At 66.5% G+C, this 15,268-nt stretch carries 16 protein-coding genes; 9 read left to right on the top strand and 7 right to left on the bottom strand.

Translation table 11 applies throughout. From position 1 onward, the window contains the following. Window positions 1-24 precede the first annotated feature (24 nt). The 3 genes from ACN9MV_RS02200 to gtdA all read right to left on the bottom strand — a co-directional run bounded on the left by ACN9MV_RS02200 (window position 25) and on the right by gtdA (window position 3,144). Complete coding sequence (locus ACN9MV_RS02200; protein WP_093076840.1) at window positions 25-1,287, bottom strand: 3-hydroxybenzoate 6-monooxygenase; 1,263 nt, start codon at window positions 1,285-1,287, stop codon at window positions 25-27. Between the two features lie 24 nt (window positions 1,288-1,311). Continuing rightward, window positions 1,312-2,016: a fumarylacetoacetate hydrolase family protein gene (locus tag ACN9MV_RS02195; protein ID WP_354337210.1), complete on the bottom strand. Its 705-nt coding sequence runs from the start codon at window positions 2,014-2,016 to the stop codon at window positions 1,312-1,314. A gap of 66 nt (window positions 2,017-2,082) precedes the next feature. Beyond that, window positions 2,083-3,144: a gentisate 1,2-dioxygenase gene (gene gtdA / locus ACN9MV_RS02190; RefSeq protein ID WP_426391172.1), complete on the bottom strand. Its 1,062-nt coding sequence runs from the start codon at window positions 3,142-3,144 to the stop codon at window positions 2,083-2,085. Between the two features lie 121 nt (window positions 3,145-3,265). On the opposite strand from gtdA, the gene ACN9MV_RS02185 reads away from it, so the two are divergent. From ACN9MV_RS02185 to ACN9MV_RS02160, 6 genes are all read left to right on the top strand, one after another. Then, the gene (locus ACN9MV_RS02185) at window positions 3,266-4,162 is read left to right on the top strand and encodes a LysR family transcriptional regulator (RefSeq protein ID WP_093053751.1); all 897 of its coding nucleotides are present in this window, start codon (window positions 3,266-3,268) and stop codon (window positions 4,160-4,162) included. A gap of 112 nt (window positions 4,163-4,274) precedes the next feature. Next, window positions 4,275-4,724: an acyl-CoA thioesterase gene (locus ACN9MV_RS02180; protein ID WP_093053749.1), complete on the top strand. Its 450-nt coding sequence runs from the start codon at window positions 4,275-4,277 to the stop codon at window positions 4,722-4,724. A 97-nt stretch (window positions 4,725-4,821) separates the two neighbouring features. Beyond that, window positions 4,822-5,301 carry a phasin family protein gene (locus tag ACN9MV_RS02175; protein ID WP_307615997.1) on the top strand — a complete coding sequence of 160 codons (480 nt, stop codon included), beginning with the start codon at window positions 4,822-4,824 and terminating at the stop codon, window positions 5,299-5,301. A gap of 146 nt (window positions 5,302-5,447) precedes the next feature. Next, window positions 5,448-6,170 (top strand): TetR/AcrR family transcriptional regulator, encoded by a 723-nt coding sequence (locus ACN9MV_RS02170; protein WP_093053744.1) that lies wholly within the window; start codon window positions 5,448-5,450, stop codon window positions 6,168-6,170. A 5-nt stretch (window positions 6,171-6,175) separates the two neighbouring features. Next, window positions 6,176-7,015, top strand: coding sequence for a hypothetical protein (locus ACN9MV_RS02165; protein ID WP_097200543.1), 840 nt, complete (start codon window positions 6,176-6,178; stop codon window positions 7,013-7,015). A 67-nt stretch (window positions 7,016-7,082) separates the two neighbouring features. Further along, a complete protein-coding gene (locus tag ACN9MV_RS02160; RefSeq protein WP_007835415.1) occupies window positions 7,083-7,340 on the top strand; it encodes an acyl-CoA-binding protein in 258 nt (85 codons plus the stop codon). Window positions 7,341-7,361: 21 nt separating this feature from the next. On the opposite strand, the gene ACN9MV_RS02155 is transcribed toward ACN9MV_RS02160, so the two are convergent. The 4 genes from ACN9MV_RS02155 to ACN9MV_RS02140 form a co-directional block, all read right to left on the bottom strand. After that, a complete protein-coding gene (locus ACN9MV_RS02155; protein WP_426391168.1) occupies window positions 7,362-8,276 on the bottom strand; it encodes a DNA/RNA non-specific endonuclease in 915 nt (304 codons plus the stop codon). Between the two features lie 54 nt (window positions 8,277-8,330). Then, a complete protein-coding gene (locus ACN9MV_RS02150) occupies window positions 8,331-8,570 on the bottom strand; it encodes a hypothetical protein (protein ID WP_143042575.1) in 240 nt (79 codons plus the stop codon). Window positions 8,571-8,578: 8 nt separating this feature from the next. Further along, window positions 8,579-10,228, bottom strand: a complete 1,650-nt coding sequence (locus ACN9MV_RS02145; protein ID WP_354337217.1) for a S8 family peptidase — start codon at window positions 10,226-10,228, stop codon at window positions 8,579-8,581. 66 nt (window positions 10,229-10,294) lie between these two features. Beyond that, entirely contained in the window at window positions 10,295-11,533 is a 1,239-nt protein-coding gene (locus ACN9MV_RS02140; RefSeq protein WP_426391166.1) for a CaiB/BaiF CoA transferase family protein, read from the bottom strand. A 253-nt stretch (window positions 11,534-11,786) separates the two neighbouring features. On the opposite strand from ACN9MV_RS02140, the gene ACN9MV_RS02135 reads away from it, so the two are divergent. The 3 genes from ACN9MV_RS02135 (at window position 11,787) to ACN9MV_RS02125 (ending at window position 15,245) form a co-directional block, all read left to right on the top strand. Continuing rightward, a complete protein-coding gene (locus ACN9MV_RS02135) occupies window positions 11,787-12,677 on the top strand; it encodes a helix-turn-helix domain-containing protein (RefSeq protein ID WP_093076831.1) in 891 nt (296 codons plus the stop codon). A gap of 110 nt (window positions 12,678-12,787) precedes the next feature. Beyond that, window positions 12,788-13,708 (top strand): ABC transporter substrate-binding protein, encoded by a 921-nt coding sequence (locus ACN9MV_RS02130; protein WP_093053723.1) that lies wholly within the window; start codon window positions 12,788-12,790, stop codon window positions 13,706-13,708. Between the two features lie 25 nt (window positions 13,709-13,733). Further along, window positions 13,734-15,245, top strand: coding sequence for a sugar ABC transporter ATP-binding protein (locus ACN9MV_RS02125; protein WP_426391163.1), 1,512 nt, complete (start codon window positions 13,734-13,736; stop codon window positions 15,243-15,245). Window positions 15,246-15,268: the final 23 nt, after the last annotated feature.

Here is a 15,268-nt window from a genome sequence, read left to right as displayed (position 1 = left end):
TATGAATGTTGGAAGCAACGGGTGTCAGTGCAGCGAAAGCGCGGCGGCCATGGCGGCCGCTTCGGCAGATGGCCGCAGCGCCTCGGGGGCATCGTCCAGGCAATGCTCGGGCCGCCAGGCGTAGAGCCATTCGACCGCATCGTAGAAGCGCTCGGGCGAGCGGCCGATCCACAGGCTGTTGCGCACAAGGCGCTCCACGCCCTTGGCGTGATACAGCCGCCCCATCTCGCGCACCGACAGCACCACGCGCGCCGTGCGGGCGATGCGTGCAGCTTCATAGAGCTTGAACGCGGCGGTCATGTCGAAGCCGCAGGCCTTCACCGCCTCGCCGAGCGTCACCGCGTCTTCGAGCGCCATGCACGCGCCCTGCGCGAGGTACTGCATCATGGGATGCGCCGCATCGCCCAGCAGCGTGGCCGGGCCCTCGCTCCAGCGCTCCACCGGATCGCGGTCGGCGGTGCTCCAGCGGCGCCACGAGGTCGGACGGTCTAGCAGCTGGCGCGGGCGCGCATGCACACCCTCGAAGTACGAGAGCACTTCTTCCTTGCTGCCGTCGGTCACGCCCCACTCCTCCTGCTCGCGGCTGTGGAATGTGACGACCAGGTTGTATTGCTCGCCATGGCGCAGCGGGTAGTGCACCAGATGGCAGTTGGGGCCGGCCCAGACCACGGGCGCGTTCCAGCGCAAGTCGGCCGGCATGTCGGCCGCAGGCACCACGGCGCGGTAGACCACGTGGCCCGACACGCGCGGCGCATCGCCGATGAGTTTGCTGCGCACCACCGACTTCACGCCGTCGCAGCCGACGATGGCGTCTGCCTTGAACTGCCGGCCATCGCTCGTGACGGCAGTGACGCCCTGACCGCCCATATCGATAGCCTCGACCTGCGCCGAGGTGTGGAAGCGGATCAGCGGATGCTGCTTCACGGCCTCGTGGATTGCGCCATGCAGGTCAGCGCGGTGGCTCACCGCATAGGGATTCCTGAAGCGCGCGCGGAAGGCTTCGCCGACCGGCACCGAGGCCACTTCGCCGCAATCGACCGCGTCCATCATCACCAGCCTGTCGGTGAACACCGAGCCCCGCCGCACCGCCTCGCCCACGCCCAGCGCGTCGAGCGCGGCGAAGGCATTGGGCCCTAGCTGCAGGCCGGCGCCGATCTCGCCGATGGTGGCGCTCTGTTCGAGCAGGTCGATGGAAACACCCAGGCGCGCGAGCGCCAGCGCCGCGGCCATGCCGCCGATGCCGCCGCCGACCAGCAGCACGGTGGGAGGGTTCTTCGATGGGGTCATGGCGAGCCTGTGCGGTGAAGAAGATCAGTCGATTTGCACGGTCAGCGACGGCAGGCGGTCGATGCTCACCTTGATCGTCTGGCCGGGCTTCACCGCGCCCACGCCTTCGGGTGTGCCGGTGAAGATCAGGTCGCCGGGCTGCAGCGTGAACAGCGTCGACAGGTTGGCGATGACTTCGTTCACCGACCAGATCAGGTGCGTGATGTCGCTGTTCTGGCGCACCTGGCCGTCGACTTCGAGCACGATGGCGCCGGCGTTGATCTCGCCCACGTCGGCCAGCGTGCGCAGCGGCGCGATGGGCGCGGAGAAGTCGAAGGCCTTGCCGATTTCCCACGGGCGGCCCTGCTCGCGCATCTTCATCTGCAGGTCGCGGCGGGTCATGTCCAGGCCCACGGCGTAGCTGTGGATGTGGCTTGCGGCCTGGTCGACCGGAATGTCCTTGCCGCCCTTGCCGATGGCGACCACCAGCTCGGCTTCGTAGTGGTAGTTGCTCGTGAGCGGCGGGTAGGGAATGGACGCGCCTTTGCCGTCGAACACCGGCACCACGGAAGCGTCGTCGTTCGGCTTGCAGAAGAAGAAAGGCGGTTCGCGGTCGGGGTCGAAACCCATCTCGCGCGCATGGGCCGCGTAGTTGCGGCCGACGCAGTAGACGCGGCGCACGGGGAACTGCTGGTCGGAGCCCACGATGGGCAGGCCGACGATGGAAGGAGGCGTGAAGACGAAGGACATGAAGGCTCCTGCCGCGCGTGGCGGCACACGGTCGAACAAAAAAAAGAAAGAAGGGTCGCCCGGGCTTCAGGCGTCTTCGAGAAAGGCTTCGCGCAGGATGCCCATGGCCTGCTGCACCGGGCGGTCGGAAAAGCTGAAGAGCACGGTGTCTTCGCCCTGCGACGACAGCCGAAGCGGCGCCCACGAAGGCACCACGAAGGTGTCGCGCGGACCGAACTCGAAGCGCTGGCCGGCGATCTCGGCCGTGCCGTGGCCTTCGACCACGCTGTACACCGCGCCATCGGTCGCGCGGTGCGTCTTGCCCGCGAAGCCCTTTGGCAGCAGTTGCAGGTTGGTCGAGATGGTCGGCATCGGCGAGCCGCCCGTCAGCGGGTTGATGTAGCGCAGCTTGTGGCCCAGCCATGCGTCGGGCGCTTCCTGCGTCTGCAGTTGCGCTAGCGCCTCGCGGCTGCGTGCGTAGGGGTAGTTGAAGATCGGCGAGGTGGCCGATGTGTGGTCGTGCCGCACCGGCACCATGTTGTGGCCGAAGCGCGCGAGGCTGTTGCCTTCGGGGCGCGACACGTGCTGCACCTTGGCGTCGTCGTTCTCGGCGAAGCCGGCGTCGAAGAAGCGCAGCATCGGAATGTCGAGTCCGTCGAGCCACACCACCGGCTCCACTGTGCCGCCGATGCCTTCGTTGCCATGGTCGTGCCAGGCCCATGAGGGCGTGATGATGAAGTCGCCGGGGTACATGGTGGTGCGTTCGCCGCCCACCGTGGTGTAGGCGCCCTTGCCGTCGACGATGAAGCGCAGCGCCGACTGCACGTGGCGATGCGAAGGCGCCACCTCGCCCGGCATGATGAGCTGCAGGCCCGCGTAGAGCGACTGCGTGATCGACGAGTTGCCGGGCAGCGCGGGGTTCTCGAGCACCAGCACGCGGCGCACGGCCTCTTCGGCGGTGATGAGCTCGGCCGACTCCATCAGCAGCGGACGGATCTCGTCGTAGCGCCACAGCGCGGGCACGCAGGGCGTCTGCGGTTCGCGCGGCACCAGCGCGTGCAGCGATTCCCACAGCGGCGTGAGATTCAGCGGGCGGATGCTGGCGTAGTAGTCGCGGCGTTCTGCCGCATTGGAAGGCGCGGGTTTCATGGCGTGGGTGTCTCCGTGGCGGCATTGTTGAGCCGCACCACTATTTCCTCAAGACCGGTAGCCAATACACGGAATTCGAAATTTCGATAATGGTGCCTTTCACCGTACGCAGGAGCCCCCGATGTCCAAGCTCGATCTCGAATGGCTCGCCGTGTTCGACGAGGTCTACAAGACCGGCAACGTCTCGAAGGCGGCCGAGCGGCTGGGCATGGCGCAGGCCGCGGCCAGCACCGCGCTGAACAAGCTGCGCGCGCACTTCGACGACCGCCTGTTCACCCGCACCGCGCAGGGCATGCAGCCCACACCGCATGCCGAGCGCATCTATCCGAACCTGCGCGAGGCGCTGGCCCAGCTGGCTCAGGCCCAGGGCAACCGCAGCAGCTTCGAGCCCGCGCAGGCACAGCGGCGCTTTCGCATCTGCATGACCGACATCAGCGAGGTGGTGCTGCTGCCCGGCCTGCTCGACCACCTGCGGCGCGCGGCGCCGGGGGTGCATATCGAGACCGAGATCATCTCGACCATCAGCGGGCGCCGCCTGCAGGACGGCGAGGTCGACCTGGCCGTGGGCTTCATGCCGCAGCTGGACGCGGGCTTCTACCAGCAGACGCTGTTCATGCAGAACTTCGTCTGCCTGGCGGCGCAGAACCATCCGCGCATCGGCGCGAAGCTCACGCGCAAGCGCTTCGAGGCGGAGGCGCATGCGGTGGTGTCGACCTCGGGCACCGGGCACGCCATCGTCGACACGACCATCGCGCGGCTGGGCCTGAAGCGCGACGTGGTGGTGCGGCTGTCGAGCTTCCTGAGCGTGGCGCGCATCGTGGCGCACACCGAGCTGATCGTGGTGGTGCCGCGCATCCTCGGCAAGGTGCTGGCCACGCAGGAGCCGGTGAAGCTGCTGGAGCCGCCCTTCACGCTGCCGGCCTATGCGGTGAAGCAGCACTGGCACGAGCGCTTTCATGCCGATCCGGGCAATGCCTGGCTGCGGCGCACCCTGGCCCAGCTGTTCAGCGGCAGCTAGCAGCCGACTGACTGAGCGTGCATGCCCGGACGACGGGCGGCATCCGCAAGCGTGCGCCCGCTCGCATAATCGCGGCTCCCCACCCCATAGCCATATCCGAAAAGGCGGCCCCATGTCTTCGATCACCCTGCGTTTTCTCGCCGAACCCAGCACCGTCAACTTCGGTGGCAAGGTCCACGGCGGCACGGTCATGAAGTGGATCGACGAGGCCGGCTACGCCTGCGCGACCAGCTGGGCCAAACGGTATTGCGTCACCGCCTTCATCGGCAGCATCCGCTTTCACCGGCCGATCATGATCGGCGACCTCGTCGAGGTGGAGGCCCGCCTGGCCTACACCGGCAACACCAGCATGAACATCTCGGTCGAGGTGCGCAGCGGCGACATGAAGGGCGGCTCGATGGAAAAGACCACCGAATGCCTGATCGTGTTCGTCTCGGTCGACTCGCACGGGCGGCCGCTGCCGGTCGAGGCCTATGTGCCCGGCACGCCCGGTGAAATGGCGCTGGCCGAGCGCGCGAAGGCGCATCTCGACGCGAGCCGCGCGGCGGGCGCAACGCCCTGAGCCTTCCCGGGGAGGCTTGGCCTCATAGACGCGAAGCTCTAATGGGAAGCACGTCGAACGGCTAGAGTCGGCCGGTTGTTTGCAAAGGAACATTCGCATGGCTACCCAGGACGACGACAGCAACGGCAAGGCCGCAGACCGCATCAAGGATTCCGCCCAGCAGATCTGGCTTGCCGGGCTCGGCGCCTTCGCCAAGATGCAGCAGGAAGGCAGCAAGGCCTTCGAGGCGCTGGTCAAGGACGGCGCCGGCATGCAGAAGAAGACCCAGCAGGCCGCCGAGGAAACCCTGTCCCAGGCCCAGCAACGCATGGCCGGCTTCGCCAGCGAGTTCGGCACCAAGGCCGCGGGCCAGTGGGGCAAGCTGGAGAACATTTTTGAAGAACGCGTGGCGCGCGCCCTCGAAAAGCTCGGCATCCCCAGCGCCGCCGACATGGCTGCGCTGCAGGCGCGCGTCGAGGCGCTCGAAGCACAGCTGAAGAAACCGCAGGGCGCCGCCGCCGCTCCCCGCAAGACCGCGGCCCGCAAGACGGCCGCGCCGGCCGCCAAGAAAACCTTGCGCCGCAGCAAAGCCGGCTGAGCCAGCCCGAGCCGTCTGCCGACCGGTCGGTATTGCGGCACTGCACAAAAAATCAGCGCGGCAAAACATGTCCCGCACCGTTCATGGTGCGGTGCACATGCGCTAGAGTGCCCCCAAGAGACCACGAGACAACCGGGGGCACCGACATGGCAAAGAAGGCGCCACGCCGCACGGCGCAACGCATCCTCGAAGCCGCATTGGATCTGTTCAACCGCTTCGGGGAGCCGAACGTCTCGACCACCCTGGTGGCGGGCGAACTCAACATCAGTCCGGGCAACCTGTACTACCACTACCCGGCCAAGGAAGAGCTGATCAACAAGCTCTACGAAGCCTACGAGACCGAGCTCAACGAACTGCTGCACGCGAGCGAAGGCGTGCACGACGTGGAGGACGCGTGGTTCTTCATGCACAGCCTGTTCGAGCTGATCTGGCGCTACCGCTTTCTCTACCGCGACCTCAACGACCTGCTCAGCAAGAACCGGCGGCTGGAAACCCAGTTCCAGCTGGTGCTGAAAAACAAGGCACGCGCCATCCGCCAGCTGATCGCCGGCCTGAGCCGCGCCGGGCACCTCGAGATCGACGCGCACGAGGTCGACACGCTCGCGCAGAGCATGGTCGTGGTGCTGACCTACTGGCTCAGCTATGAATACGTGCGCAACCCGCGCGAGGCGCTGGAGCCCGCGCATGCGCAGGGCGCGCTGATGCGCGGCGGCCACCACACCCTGCACCTGCTCGCGCCCTACCTCGGGCGGGAACAACGGCGGCATCTGCTGACACTCAGCAATGCCTACAACGGCGAAGATTCCAGCAACAGCGGTGCCGGCAGCAGCGCCGGCGCCGCGGCTTCCCCGGTCGATATGGCGGTCTAGCAACCATGCCCCACCCCGATTTCAAACCGCTCTCGCTGATGTCTGCCAGCCCGCTTGCCACCGCCGACGCGGCCCCCTGGACGCCCCTGCCCTGGGCCGACGTGCCCCGTTTCGATGCCCGCAGCGTGCTGCTCCACTGGCCGCGCCTGCATGCCGGCCACGAGCTGCCGCTGCCGCCCGAAAGCTCTGCGCTCGCCGAAGGCTGGGCGCTGTACCACAGCGGCGAATTCGAACGCGCCGCCGCTATCGGCCTGCTGCAGGGCGCCGAAGGGCTGGCGCTGGCCAACCAGGCGACCGCGATCTACGCCAACTACGTCGAACCGCGCGAGGCCGTGCGGCTCGCGATGTTCCGCCAGGTGATCGAGCGCGCGAGCGCGCAGGCCGCTGCCGAGCCCGAGAACTGCCAGGCGCTCTACTGGCAGTCCTACGCGCTGGGCCGCTACAGCCAGGGCATCAGCGTGGCGCGTGCGCTGGCGCAGGGACTGGGCAGCAAGCTCAAGGGAGCGCTGGAGCGCGTGATCGAGCTGCAGCCGCGGCACGCGGACGCGCACCTCGCGCTGGCTTCGTTCCACGCCGAGGTGATCGACAAGGTCGGTGCGCTGGTCGGGCGCATGACCTACGGCGTGCGTGCCGAGACCTCGCTCGAACTGTTCGAACGCGGCCTCGAACTGCACCCCCATTCGGCCGCCGGAATGATGGAATACGCCCGCGCGCAGCTGATGCTGCACGGCGAATCGCGCACGGGCGAGGCAACGCGGCTATATGAAAGAGCTGCAGGGCTGAAGCCGGCCGATGCGCGGGAGCGGCTCGATGTGGAGCTGGCGCGGGCGGGGCTGAAGGACTGAATCTGGTACCACCGGGTACCGCGCAATTTAAGATGCACGGTTTCCGCTTTTCTTCAATTCGACCGCCATGTCTGATCTCAACGCCCAATTCGAAGCCGCCCAGGCCAACTCCAAGCTGCTCGCCGAGCGCCCCGACAACCCGACGCTGCTGAAGATCTACGGCCTCTTCAAGCAAGCCACCGAGGGCGACAACACCGCCAAGAAGCCCAGTTTCAGCGACATCGTCGCGCGCGCCAAGTGGGACGCATGGACCGCCCAGAAGGGTGCGAGCGCCGACGAGGCCAAGCAGAAGTACATCGACCTGATCGAATCCCTGCGCGGCTGATCGACCGCGCCTTCGCACCAGTCAGGCCGGAAGCTTCGTATCGGCGTAGCGCCGGATGGGCTGGACGAACGCGATGTCAACGCCATCGAGCACGTCACGCCCTTCGAGGCTTTCGAACTTGAGCCCGGTCTCTGCTTCGATGAACGCGAGCGGACGCTGCGAGGTTTCGAAGTCCTCGAGGTCGCGCGCCACTCCTGAATCGAGATAGGTGCCCTGGCTCATCAGGTAGGCGATGGCGCTCAGCTCGCCCGTCGCCTCGCTGATGAAGGCCACCACCTTCCAGAAGTCCCGCGGAATCTGTATGCCGAATCTCTCCGGGTCGTCCGACCGGAGGATCGGGCCCGTGAAGACGCTGATGCGCTTGTCGTCGCCCTGGGCATTGCCGAGGATGTAGTCCTCTAGATCGCCCCACAGCCCATCGTTGAAAGGCTGCCATTGCGGGCAGGCGTTGGTGGCAAAGAAGGTGTCGATGTTGGCCCGCTGCGCCGTTGCCAGCGAGCCCCAGTTCGGGTCCTGCCTGCGCGTCATGTGGCCGCGGGAAAATTTCTTGTCCTGCTCGGGGCCGTAGGCCTCCCGCAGCATCTGGTATTCCTTCTTGATGCGGCCATCGTAGTTCCAGGTGTCGTGACGCGGAACGTTCTTCGACTTCGACCCGTCGATGTTGCACGCCGAGTAAAGCGGCACGCGCCGGGAAATGCATTGCACCGTGCTGAAGTGCTGGTACTTGAGCTCGAAGGAGCCGTCTTCGAGCTTTGCGATGTCGTCCATGGAGATGGCGTCGCCCATCGACGGCAGTTCCACTCGGTTGGCGTCCCCGAAGAACTCTGGTGCGTAGCCTTCACGGCCCCTGAAGAACTCAGGCGGCTTCGGCGTTGCGGCGACGCGCTGGATTCCGGCCCATGAATTGCTCACGACCTGGATGTCTGTATCGGACATGAAGCTCCCTATCCAAAAACTCCATGACCACCAGCGGCCGTGGGCGCCTTGCGGCTATTTCGCGAGCTTGGCGCGTGCGTTTTTCAGATTGAAGACAGGCTTGCGGATTTCCGCGAAGCTAGGCTGGGACACGGCCCATTCCGGGTTCTGCTCGAGCGCCGCCAGTTGCTCCTCGTCGAGCTGGGCTTCCACCAGGGTGCTCGTCTTTGGCGTGAGCACCGCGCCCGGCACGCTGCGACGCAGCCGTGCTTGCGCCGACAACTTCTTGCCAGGGCTGCCTGTGTAGGTCAACACGACGCTTGTCACTTCAGAACTCCAAAACCTTCATATTCGGCTGGCCAACCCACCTTTTGCGCTGTCTGAGACAGCATCTTGACGATGGCGTCGGCCTTTTCAGGACCGTCAGGCATGTTAAGCAGCTTCGAATTCCCTGACAACAGACGGGCCGCCATGCCCGAGGAGTACGGCGTGGCCATCGAGGTGCCGGACATCATTGCGTACTTTTCGCCCGGAAACGTCGACAGCACCGCCACGCCGGGGCCGATGAAATCGGTCGAAAGCCCATAGTTCGAGAACTCGGCGACAAACTCTTTCTTGCGGCGGATCTCGCTCTCCTGAAAGCTCTCGGGGCAATCGGCCGGAAATGTCCCGTCGCGCCCCAGCGCACCGACGGCCAGTGTGTGGCTGTACCGGGCCGGGTAGCGCAGCAGGGGCTGGCCGTCGTTGCCGGTGGCCGCGAACACCACAACGCCGGCATCGCGCGCCTTCTGGAGGATGTCCGGCATCTCCGGCATCGGCTCCAGGCTGCCCATGCTGATGTTCACGATGTTGCAGCCGTCACTGATGGCGCGTTCAAGCGCGCTGGCAATGTCGGTCGATTTCGCGCGTCCGCGCTCGCCGGTCTTCGGGCAGACCCGGTAGGCCAGCAGGCGGCAGGCCGGCGCAAGGCCATAGATGCCGGTGGCGGCCGCTTTCTTGCCCGCGATGATGCCGGCGACGTGGGTCCCGTGCCCGATGCCGTTGTCGAGAAAATCCGCGGCATTCTCGCCAGTGACGAAACAGCCGCCGCCCGCCACGGCGATGTCCGCATGCGGCCCGACGCCGCTGTCGATCACGCCGACCGTCACGCCCGCTCCGGCCTGGGGGTCGTATGGCGCGTAGTTCGCCAGCAGCTGGAAGCTGTCGGGCACCAGCGGCGTGGCCTGCACGTTCAATCGCTTCGGTGCCGCGACCCGGTCGAATCCCTTGATGAAGACCGACCAGTGCGTGTGTTCCGGCTCGACCAGGATCATTTCCACCCGCGGGTAGAGCACCGGAATTCCCAGGCTCGCGATTCCCTTGCTGTCGGTCACCGCGGGTACATGCGCGCCGTCCCAATCGACGAGCGCCTTGACCCGGACGCCCGGCACGGGCTTGCCCTGCGGGTCCGCAAGATGCAACTCGAAGCTCTTGACCTTGGCCCCCGGCGCGACCTGGATCGCGCTGGAATCCAATTCATCGCTCAGCGGCCGGATGTACTGGAGGTAGGCCCATGCGGCAGGTGCAACCCGCAGCCCTGGCGTGTTGCGGCGCATCGCCAGCAGGGCGGACGAGTTGGCCTGCATCACGGACACGTCGTCGAGCTGCTTGATGAGCTTCATCCGGGGAATGCCGCGACCTTCCACTCTTTGACCGAGCGCCTCTGCCGCGTTGCCGAGATTGATTGCGCTCAGTGCCGCCATCTCTGCACCGCCAGCCACGGCGCTCCTGGAGGGCCACACGATGACGTCGTCGGAGAACTTGGGCTCCACGGCCACGCGGCGCAGACGCAGTTGCTGCAGCAGGTGCTCCACCTTCTCGCAGTCCGATTTCGACAAGTCCCATTTCGCAGTCCCGTAGACGCGTTCGGTTTCACGCGCAGGGGTGCTGCTGTTTCGCTTCGGGGCTTCCTGTCGCCTGTTCGCTGCTGCCATGGACTCTCCTTGTTGCCCGGTTTATCGCACGGAGGCCATTTCAGGCCCATGAATGGCCCGTATCGGCTAGCCCACTATTCCGCGCTCGTGCAGCGCGGCGATCTGTTCCGCGCTCAGGCCGATTTCCCTCAGCACCGCATCGGTGTCCGCGCCCAGCGCCGGCGCGTTGTGCCGGTGGCTGGCCGGCGTGAGCGACATCTTGGGCACGAAGCCAGGCACCGCGAGCGCAGTGCCGTCGGCCATCTGCACCTGCTGCAGCATGCCGCGAGCGGCGTAGTGCGGGTCGGCCGCGATGTCGGCGATCGTGTAGATGCGCCCGCCCGGCACATGCGCCGCGTCGAGCGCGGCCAGCACCTCGTCGACGGTGTGCTGCGCGGTCCAGTCGCCGATGGCGGCGTCGAGCATTTCGACCCGCGCCACGCGGCCGGTGTTGCCGGCCAATGAAGGATCGGCCGCGAGGTCGGGCCGGCCGATGCACGCCATGAGCCGGCGAAAGATGCTGTCGCCATTGCCCGCGACGATCGCGTAGCCGCCGTCCGCGCAACGGTACGCATTGGTCGGCGCAATGCCCGGCAGCGCGCTGCCGGCCGCCTCGCGCACCGCGCCGAATTCGCCGTACTCGGGCAGCAGGCTTTCCATGCAGTTGAAGACGGCCTCGTAGAGCGCCACGTCGATCACCTGTCCCTTGCCCTTCGGATATTCCGCACTCACCGTCGCGTGGCGGTGCTGCATCGCCATCAGCACGCCGATCACGCCGTGCAGCGAGGCCAGCGTGTCGCCGATCGACACGCCCACGCGCACCGGCACGCGCCCCGGCTCACCAGTGAGGTGGCGCAGCCCGCCCATGGCCTCTGCCACCACGCCGAAGCCGGGGCGGTCGCGGTACGGGCCGGTCTGGCCGTAGCCGCTGATGCGCAGCATCACGAGCGCAGGGTTGGCGGCCAGCAGCTCGTCAGGGCCGAGGCCCCAGCCTTCCATCGCGCCGGGGCGGAAGTTCTCGATCAGCACGTCGGCCTCGGCCGCGAGCTTGCGCACGACGGCCTGCGCCTGCGGTTCGCGCAGGTCCAGCGCCAGCGAGCGCTTGTTGCGCGACTGCACCTGCCACCAGACGGAGGTGCCGTCTTTCAGCAGCCGCCAGGTGCGCAGCGGATCACCCGCGCCGGGCGGCTCGATCTTGATGACCTCGGCGCCGAAGTCACCCAGCGTGCGCGCGGCGAAAGGCCCGGCGATGAGCTGCCCGAGCTCGATGACCTTGAGGCCGGCCAGCGGGCCCGCTGCCGGAGGGGAGGAGCTTGTTGTCGTCATGACGCCAGAGTGTGCCCGGGCCTGCCGGGGCGGGAAAACACCTATGAATTCTTGACTCCGAGAATCCGGCGCTTTCCGCAGCGCAGCAAATACCGCCCTCGCCCCCTCCTCTCCCCGAGGAGAAAGGAGTTTGCTGCGGCGCAATGCATGGCGCGGCATCGGCCATCCGGGCCTCCCCGGAAGTCAAAAAAGTATCGAATCCGGGCGCCATCTCTGGTTGTTGGCATCGGGAGCGGTTCGTACAGTCCGCCCCATGCAACCCGACCTGGAAATCGTTGAAGTCCGCGGTGACGAATCGTTCACCTGCTGGGCGCACGGCTACCCGTACCGCACGGTGCGCTGGCACTTCCATCCCGAGTACGAGATCCAGCTGATCGTCGAGACCCAGGGCGTGTATTTCGTGGGCGACCACGTCGGCCATTTCGAGCCGGGCAACCTCGTGCTGATGGGCCCCGACCTGCCGCACAACTGGATCAGCGACGTGCCCGCAGGCCAGAGCGTCGAGCGGCGCGGCATCGTGATCCAGTTCCCGGCCGGGCTGATGCAGAACATGGCCGGCACCTTTCCCGAGTTCGAGCGCATCGCGCCGCTGCTGGCCGAATCGGGCTCGGGCCTGCTGTTCTCGGTGGAGACCGCCGCCGCGGCCAAGCCGATCATGGAATCGCTGCTGCAGGCGCGCGGCCTGCGCCGCGTGATCCTGCTGCTGTCGCTGCTCGAACTGCTGGCCGACGGCAACGACCGCCAGCGCCTGGCCAGCCCCGCGTTCAAGCCCGACCCCAAGGCTTTCATGTCGCACGCAATCAACAACGTGCTGGCGCACATCGCGGCCAACCTCGGCGACGACCTGCGCGAGCCGATGCTGGCCGAGCTGGTAGGCCAGAGCCCGAGCGCGTTTTCGCGATCCTTCCGCAAGCACACGGGCCAATCGTTCGTGCGCTACGTGAACCGGCTGCGCATCAGCCGCGCCTGCGAGCTTCTCACCAACAGCGAGAAGCCGGTGCTCGACGTCTGCATGGACGTGGGCTTCAACAACGTGTCGAACTTCAACCGGCAGTTCCTGCTGCACAAGCGCATGCCGCCGACCAAGTTCCGCAATTTCCATCGCATGCAGGCCGCGGCCTCGCGTGCCGCCAACCCGCCGTAGCCGGGTTTCCGTGTTCCCCGTGTCGTCACCGACGCGGCCCTTCGGGCACCGCGTGGGGCGAGCCTTTGTCCGCGTTTTTCGACAGTCACAAACCCAAGGAGACAGCCACCATGAAGAACATCCTCAAAGCCACCGCCCTTACTGCCGCACTGGTCTGCGGCGCATCCGCCGCGCAGGCGCAGGCCCCGAAGCAGCCGCTGCGCATCGGCATGACCTTCCAGGAGCTCAACAACCCCTACTTCGTGACGATGAAGCAGGCGCTCGAAGAGGCCGCTGCCAGCATCGGCGCGACCGTGGTCACCACGGACGCGCGGCATGACGTGGCCAAGCAGATCGGCGACGTGGAAGACATGATCCAGAAGAAGGTCGACATCCTGCTGCTGAACCCGACCGACTCCACCGGCGTGCAGTCGGCCGTGCGCTCGGCCAAGAAGGCGGGCCTCGTGGTGGTGGCGGTGGACGCCAACGCGCAGGGCCCGGTCGATTCCTTCGTCGGCTCGAAGAACACCGACGCCGGACGCCTTGCCTGCGAATACCTGGCAAAGAGCATCGGCGAGAAAGGCGACGTGGCCATCCTCGACGGCATTCCCGTGGTGCCGATTCTGGAGCGCGTGAAGGGCTGCCGCGAAGCACTCGCCAAGTACCCCGGCATCAAGGTGGTGAGCACGCAGAACGGCAAGCAGGAACGCGCCACCGCGCTCACCGTGACCGAGAACATCCTGCAGGCCAACAAGGACCTGAAGGGCGTTTTCAGCGTGAACGACGGCGGCTCGATGGGCGCGCTCGCGGCCATCGAAGCCAGCGGCAAGGACGTGAAGCTCACCAGCGTGGACGGCGCACCCGAGGCCATCAAGGCCATGCAGAAGCCCGGCTCGAAGTTCATCGCCACCACCGCGCAGTACCCGCGCGACCAGATCCGCCTGGCGATCGGCATCGCGCTGGCGAAGAAGTGGGGTGCCAACGTGCCCGCCGCGGTGCCGGTCGACGTGAAGCTGATCGACGCCGAAGGCGCGAAGACCTTCACCTGGTAACCGACGCCAGAAGCAGCGCACGGCCATGAACGACACCGCCGAAATGCTGAGGCTCGAAGGCGTCTCGAAGAGCTTTCCGGGCGTGAAGGCACTCGCGGGCATCGACCTCTCGATCCGCAAGGGCGAGGTGCATGCGCTGCTCGGCGAGAACGGCGCGGGCAAGTCGACGCTGATGAAGATCCTCGGCGGCATCTACCAGGCCGACGAGGGGCGCATCTTCATCGAAGGCAGCGAGCGAAAGTTCGCGGGCTACAACGATGCCATCGCAGCGGGCATCGGCATCATCTTCCAGGAGTTCAGCCTCATCCCGTACCTGAACGCGGTGGAGAACATCTTTCTCGGCCGCTACCTGAAGAACCGTTTCGGTCTGATGGACAAGGCGGCGATGAAGCGCTCTGCGCGGGCCTTGTTCGACGAACTGGGTGTGCAGATCGATCTCGGCGTGCCGATCTGCAGGCTCTCGGTGGCGCAGCAGCAGTTCGTGGAAATCGGCAAGGCGCTGTCGCTGAAGGCGCGCCTGCTGGTGCTCGATGAGCCGACCGCCACGCTCACGCCGAACGAGGCCGGGCACCTGTTCAAGATCATGCGGGAGCTGCGCGCCAAGGGCGTGGCGATGATCTTCATCTCGCATCACCTCGACGAAATTTTCGAGGTGTGCGACCGCATCAGCGTGCTGCGCGATGGTGCCAATGCGGGGCATGCCGAGGTGGGCGCGACCGATGTGGATGCGCTGGTCGAAATGATGGTGGGCCGCCGCATCGAACACAACTTTCCGCCGAAGCCGGTGCCCGCGCCGCGCGGGCGCAAGGTGCTCGAAGTGCCGCACATCCAGCTAGCGAAGGGCGGCCCCATCAATGCCTTCGATCTGCATGAAGGCGAGATCCTCGGCTTTGCGGGGCTGGTCGGTTCGGGCCGCACCGAGTTGGCGCTGGGCATGATGGGCGCCGACCGCGTGCACCGCAAGACAGTGCTGCGCAACGGCAAGCCCGTGCGCCTGGACGACCCGACGCAGGCGCTGGAAAACGGCATCGGCCTGCTGCCCGAAAGCCGCAAGGTCGAAGGGCTGATCACCGACTTCACGATCCGCTTCAACATCTCGCTGAACAACCTCGGCAGGCACCGCAGCGCGGGGCTGGTGAGCCAGGCGTCGGAGAAGCAGGCGGCCGGTGAACTCTCGCGCCGCGTCGGTGTGAAGGCGCCGAACATCGAGACACGCGTGGCCACGCTGTCAGGCGGCAACCAGCAGAAGGTGGTGATCGCGCGCTGGCTCGGCCACGCCTCTGAAGTGCTGATCTTCGACGAGCCCACGCGCGGCATCGACGTAGGTGCCAAGGCCGAGATCTACAGCCTGATGCGCGAGCTCACGCGGCAAGGCAAATCGATCGTGATGATTTCGAGCGAGCTGCCCGAAATCGTCGGTATGTGCGATCGCGTTGCTGTGTTCTCGGGCGGGGCCATCGTGGCGACGCTCGAAGGCGACGCAATCAACTCGGGCGACATCATGCGCTACGCCACTTCGTCGGGAGGCGCTCAATGACTGCGACAGAGATTTGTTCGAGG

The sequence above is a fragment of the Variovorax sp. R-27 genome, assembly GCF_049913215.1.
Classification (GTDB): domain Bacteria; phylum Pseudomonadota; class Gammaproteobacteria; order Burkholderiales; family Burkholderiaceae_C; genus Variovorax.
Note: the sequence above shows the minus strand (reverse complement) of the source record. Positions and strands in the feature narration are given on the sequence as shown.